The sequence below is a fragment of the Mycobacterium sp. genome, assembly GCF_019247615.1.
In the GTDB taxonomy this organism is placed as follows: Bacteria; Actinomycetota; Actinomycetes; order Mycobacteriales; family Mycobacteriaceae; genus Mycobacterium.
In genome coordinates this window covers 1-4619 of the sequence record NZ_JAFBAT010000016.1, presented here as the reverse complement: position 1 = coordinate 4619, position 4619 = coordinate 1, and the positions used below count along the sequence as shown (strand labels likewise).

The 4619-nt window shown below is 68.4% G+C and carries 6 protein-coding genes; 1 reads left to right on the top strand and 5 read right to left on the bottom strand.

All coding sequences use genetic code 11. From position 1 onward, the window contains the following. The coding region (locus JO059_RS01005) for a putative zinc-binding metallopeptidase (protein ID WP_293314028.1) at positions 1-814 on the bottom strand (814 nt) is incomplete at its 3' end. Then, positions 807-1763, bottom strand: coding sequence for a transglutaminase family protein (locus JO059_RS01000; protein WP_293314026.1), 957 nt, complete (start codon positions 1761-1763; stop codon positions 807-809). The genes JO059_RS01005 and JO059_RS01000, both read right to left, overlap by 8 nt. A 46-nt stretch (positions 1764-1809) precedes the next feature. Between JO059_RS01000 and JO059_RS00995 the strand changes: the two genes are divergently transcribed. Next, the gene (locus tag JO059_RS00995; protein ID WP_293314024.1) at positions 1810-2199 is read left to right on the top strand and encodes an MmcQ/YjbR family DNA-binding protein; all 390 of its coding nucleotides are present in this window, start codon (positions 1810-1812) and stop codon (positions 2197-2199) included. Here JO059_RS00995 and JO059_RS00990 read toward each other — a convergent pair. The 3 genes from JO059_RS00990 to JO059_RS00980 form a co-directional block, all read right to left on the bottom strand. Further along, the gene (locus JO059_RS00990) at positions 2191-3234 is read right to left on the bottom strand and encodes an FUSC family protein (protein WP_293314022.1); all 1044 of its coding nucleotides are present in this window, start codon (positions 3232-3234) and stop codon (positions 2191-2193) included. The two genes, JO059_RS00995 and JO059_RS00990, sit on opposite strands and share 9 nt — an antisense overlap. Positions 3235-3243: 9 nt before the next feature. After that, positions 3244-3666, bottom strand: a complete 423-nt coding sequence (locus tag JO059_RS00985; protein WP_293314020.1) for a nitroreductase family deazaflavin-dependent oxidoreductase — start codon at positions 3664-3666, stop codon at positions 3244-3246. Further along, positions 3663-4619: amino acid--tRNA ligase-related protein (locus JO059_RS00980; protein ID WP_293314018.1), on the bottom strand; the 957-nt coding region annotated here is incomplete at its 5' end. The genes JO059_RS00985 and JO059_RS00980, both read right to left, overlap by 4 nt.

Here is a 4619-nt window from a genome sequence, read left to right as displayed (position 1 = left end):
CGCACCACGCCGAGGTGTCCAGGGTGTCGCGGATGTGCAGGTAGTGGGCGAACGTCTCGGCCCAGTCCTCGGCGGGGTGCATCGTCGCGTACGACGAGACGAAGCTTTCCTGCCAGCCTTCCGGCGCGCCGTCGCGGTAGTGCCGGTCCAGCGCCTCCTGATAGTCGGCGTCGGGGTCGCCGAACAGCTCGTTGAACCGCGCCAGATGGTCGCTCGACGGGCTGATCAGCCGGTAGAAGTAGTAGTGCCCGACCTCGTGCCGGAAGTGCCCGAGCAGCGTGCGGTAGGGCTCGTCCATCTCCACCCGAAGCTGCTCGCGGTGGACGTCGTCGCCTTCGGCCAAATCCAGTGTGATGACGCCGTCCTCGTGGCCGGTGAACACCTTCTCGTGCGCGCTGGACAGCAGGCGGAAGCCCAGCCCGTAGTCCGGATCGCTATCGCGGCCGACGATCGGCAACTTCAGCTCGTGCAGCTCGGCGACCAGCCGCCGCTTGGCCGCCTCCGCGCGGGCGAAGGCGGCCAGCCCGTCGGTGTCGTTGTCGTTGGGCCGCTCCAGCGTGAGCGCGCACGACGTGCACAGCCTGCCGGAATCGTTGCGGGGGACGAGCCAATTGCATTCCGCGAGATGAAGGTTGGCGCACAGCTGGTACTCGTTGGCGTCGACGGCGCCGGCGTGCTCGCTGTCATCGCCCTTGGCGATCACCAGCAGCGCCATCTGCTCGAGGGAGAACCCCAACGAGCTGCCGCACGACAGGCACTCCGAGTTCTCGAAGGCCAGGCGCTGGCCACAGTTCGGGCAGTGGAAGTCACGCATGCCAGGAGTCCCCTTCGACCCCTTCAGTGTCCGAGTAGGGCACCACGTCGACGGCCACATCGATCACGCTCTGCTCGGAGTTGGTGTAGATGATGCCCCGCAGCGGCGGCACGTCGGCGTAGTCGCGTCCGCGTCCGACGATGATGTACCGCTCGTCGACCAACTGGTCGTTCGTCGGATCGAGCCCCAGCCACTCGAAGTTGCCGGGCTCCTGCGGGGTCCACACCCCGGCCCACGCGTGGGTCGCGTCGATGCCGATCATCCGATCCTTTCCCGGTGGCGGGTCCGTGGCCAGATAACCGGAGACGTAGCTGGCCGCCAGACCGTTGGCACGCAGGCAGGCGATCGCCAGCCGCGCAAAGTCCTGACATACCCCTTCCCGCGCCGCCAGAACCTCGCTGACACCGGTGGAAATCGTCGTGGCCCCCGACCGGTAGGTGAAGTCGGCGTAAATCCGCGACGCGAGGTCGCGCAGCACGTCGACCAACGGGCGTCCCGGCACGAAGCTGGGGGCGGCATAGTCGCGGACCTCGTCGGTGATCTCGGGAGGGTTGAGGTCGAGCGCGAACTCGGTCGCGAGCGCTCCCCGGCGCCCGGCCGGGCGGGCGGCCTCCCACGGTTGTACCGCCGGTCCGCTGGTGTACCGCGCGGGCGGCGGCGGATAGACGTCGACGATGGAGTCGCTGATGATCGTCAGGGTCTGGTGCGGCTCGGTGACGTGAAAATACGAGCTGATGTTGCCGTAGCTGTCGACGCTGGTGGAACTGTCGGCGGGCGCCGGCTCGATGGTCAGCCGATGCGCGACGCAACGCTGCCGCAACGAGTCGCGCGGGGTGAGGAATCCGCGCCCGTATGAGCTCGTCACGACGTCGGAGTAGCGGTACTGGGTGCGATGGGTGACCCGGTGGCGGCGGGCCTGGGTTTCTGGCAACGCCGTTTGCGCTTCCACCGCCTGATCACACCACAAACGGCCGGTCTGAGCGCACAATCGACATGTGGCCACGTGGCGCGACGTCGCCCGCATCGTCGGTGAGCTGGCACTCACCTCCGAGCCGTCACCGCACGACTGGCGGGTCGGCAAGAAGTTGCTGGCGTGGGAGCGGCCGCTGCGCCCGTCGGACCGCGAGGCGCTGGCGCATAGCGGGGTGGAGCCGCCCGAGGGCGACATCCTCGCGGTGCGGGTGTCCGACGAGGGCGTCAAGTACGCGTTGATCGCCGACGAGCCCACGATCTACTTCACCACCCCGCATTTCGACGGCTATCCCGCGGTACTGATCAGGCTGGCCGAGATCGGAGTCCCGGGACTCGAGGAGCTGATCACCGAGGCGTGGCTGACGCAGGCACCCAGGAAGCTCGTCGAGGAGTTCCTGGCCGATTCACTGTGAGCGCAGCTCGATGACCCGCTCCAGGTCGTCGACGCAGGACCGGGCGACATCGGCGAGCACCATGTCCGCTCGCTCGCGGGCGTCCGACTCCAGCTCCGAGGCGGTGCGGCGCGCCGCGGCGGCGTAGGCGGACGCCCCGGTGGGATCGGACTCGGCGAGGGCGGTGGCCGCCGCCAGCTGGACCAACGTGACGTGCACCCGTGGGTCTTCGGCCCGGACGGCACGGGCCAGCTGCAACACGGAGCCGGCGAACAGGGCCACATGCACTGCCTGATGGTCCGCGGCGCGCACGGAGGCGCGCATGCCCCATCGCCGCGGCGCGATGCGGACGGCGTGCCGGGCGGTGGCGCGCGCCTGAACGAGCTCGCCGAGTTGTTCGTGCACCCGATCGACGGCCGACAGCGGCCAGTCGGCCGGGGCCTCCCGTCGTCCCGCGGCGAGCTCGGCGGTGCGCGACAGCACACCTTGCACGACGCCCAGCACCGCGATGCGCGCGCCGCCCAATAACTGCAGGGGGTTGGCGGGGAACAGCAGGACCGCGAACAGGATGGCCATGACGCCGCCGATCAACGAGTCATATAGCCGTTCGAGGCCCACGTTGGTGCGGTAGAGGGCCAGCACGAGGATCGCCGACACGACGGTCTGGTTGGCGAACATCATGCCCTGCCCGATGAACCCATGACCGATGAACACGGCTACGACCAACGCGATCAGGGCGGCGACCGCCAGGGATACGGCGCCGGGACCGAGCAGTTCCTGCACCAAGGTGCCCGCGCCGATTCCGACCGTCACACCGATCATCATCTGGACGGCGCGTTGAGCGCGCAGCACGTTGCTGATCGACAAGCACACCGCGGCGGCGATCGGCGCGAAAAACGGTTGCGGGTGACCAAGCACGTCGTGCGCGAGGTACCAGGAAAGGCCCGACGCGACCGAGGTCTGCACGAGGGTGAACCACACCGCGCCCAGCCGCTTTAAGCCCGCACGCGCGAAGTTCCTCGCCGCAGACGGCAATATCTGCAGCGAGGAGCTCACGTGCCTAAGCTAGACCCGCTGCAACTCGAACAGCGGAATCACCCGGCTGGTCTTGGTCTGGTATTCGGCGAAGCCCGGCGCCAACGCGGTGATCTTGGGGAAAAGCTCGTCACGTTCGGCCGACGGGAGCTCGCGAGCCGTCACGTCGAACTCGTCGCTGCCCACCTCGACGTGTGCAGCCGGATTGGTCCGCAGATTGTGTACCCAGGCCGGGTTGACGGGAGCGCCGGCGAACGATCCGACGATGATCAGCTTGCCGTCGATACGGAAATAGGCCAGCGGGTTCACCCGGGGCCGGCCCGACTTGGCGCCGGTCGTGTGCAGCAGCAACAGGTTCGCGCCCTCAAACTGGCCGCCGACCTTGCCGCCGTTGGCCCGGAACTCGTCGATGATGCCCTGGTTGAAATCGTTCACGTTTGTCTGTTCGGTCATGCCTGCTCAACCGATTTCGGCTTGGCGTCTATTCCGGACTCCTTGCGCTGCTGCGCGGTGATCGGGGCGGGGGCTTCGGTGAGCGGGTCGACGCCGCCGCCCGTCTTCGGGAACGCGATCACCTCGCGGATGGAGTCCATCCCGGCGAGCAGCGCGATGATCCGGTCCCAGCCAAAGGCGATCCCGCCGTGCGGGGGTGCGCCAAACATGAAGGCCTCCAACAGGAATCCGAACTTTTCCTCCGCTTCGGCCTTGTTTAGGCCCATCACCGCGAACACCCGCTCCTGGATGTCGCGGCGGTGGATACGGATCGAACCGCCGCCGATCTCGTGGCCGTTGCAGACGATGTCGTAGGCGTCGGCCAACACGCCGCCGGGATCTTGGTCGACCAACTCTTCGAACTCCGGCTTGGGTGAGGTGAACGCGTGGTGGACCGCCGTCCACTCCCCCGCGCCGACCGCCACGTCGCCGGCCGCGGTCGCCTCCTCGGCGGGCTCGAACAGCGGCGGGTCGACAACCCAGACGAACGCCCACGCATCGGGGTCGATCATGTCGAGCCGCTTGGCGATCTCGCCGCGCGCGGCGCCCAGCAGTGCCCGAGACGACTTCGGCGGGCCCGCCGAGAAAAAGATGCAATCCCCGCGCCGGGCCCCGACATGCGCGGCCAAGCCGGCGCGTTCGGCGTCGCTCAGGTTCTTGGCCACCGGACCGCCGAGGTCACCGTCGTCCCCCACCAGCACGTAGGCCAGCCCCCGGTGCCCGCGCTGCTTCGCCCACTCCTGCCAGCCGTCCAGCGTGCGCCGCGGCTGCGACGCACCGCCGGGCATCACCACCGCACCGACGTACGGCGCCTGGAACACGCGAAACGTGGTGTCGGAGAAGAATTTCGTGCACTCGACGAGCTCCAGGCCGAACCGCAGGTCGGGCTTGTCGGAGCCGAACCGCCGCATCGC

Bases quoted from the DNA above. Each gene is read 5' to 3' on its own strand.
- JO059_RS00985 (WP_293314020.1), bottom strand. From the start codon at position 3,666: ATGACCGAACAGACAAACGTGAACGATTTCAACCAGGGCATCATCGAC.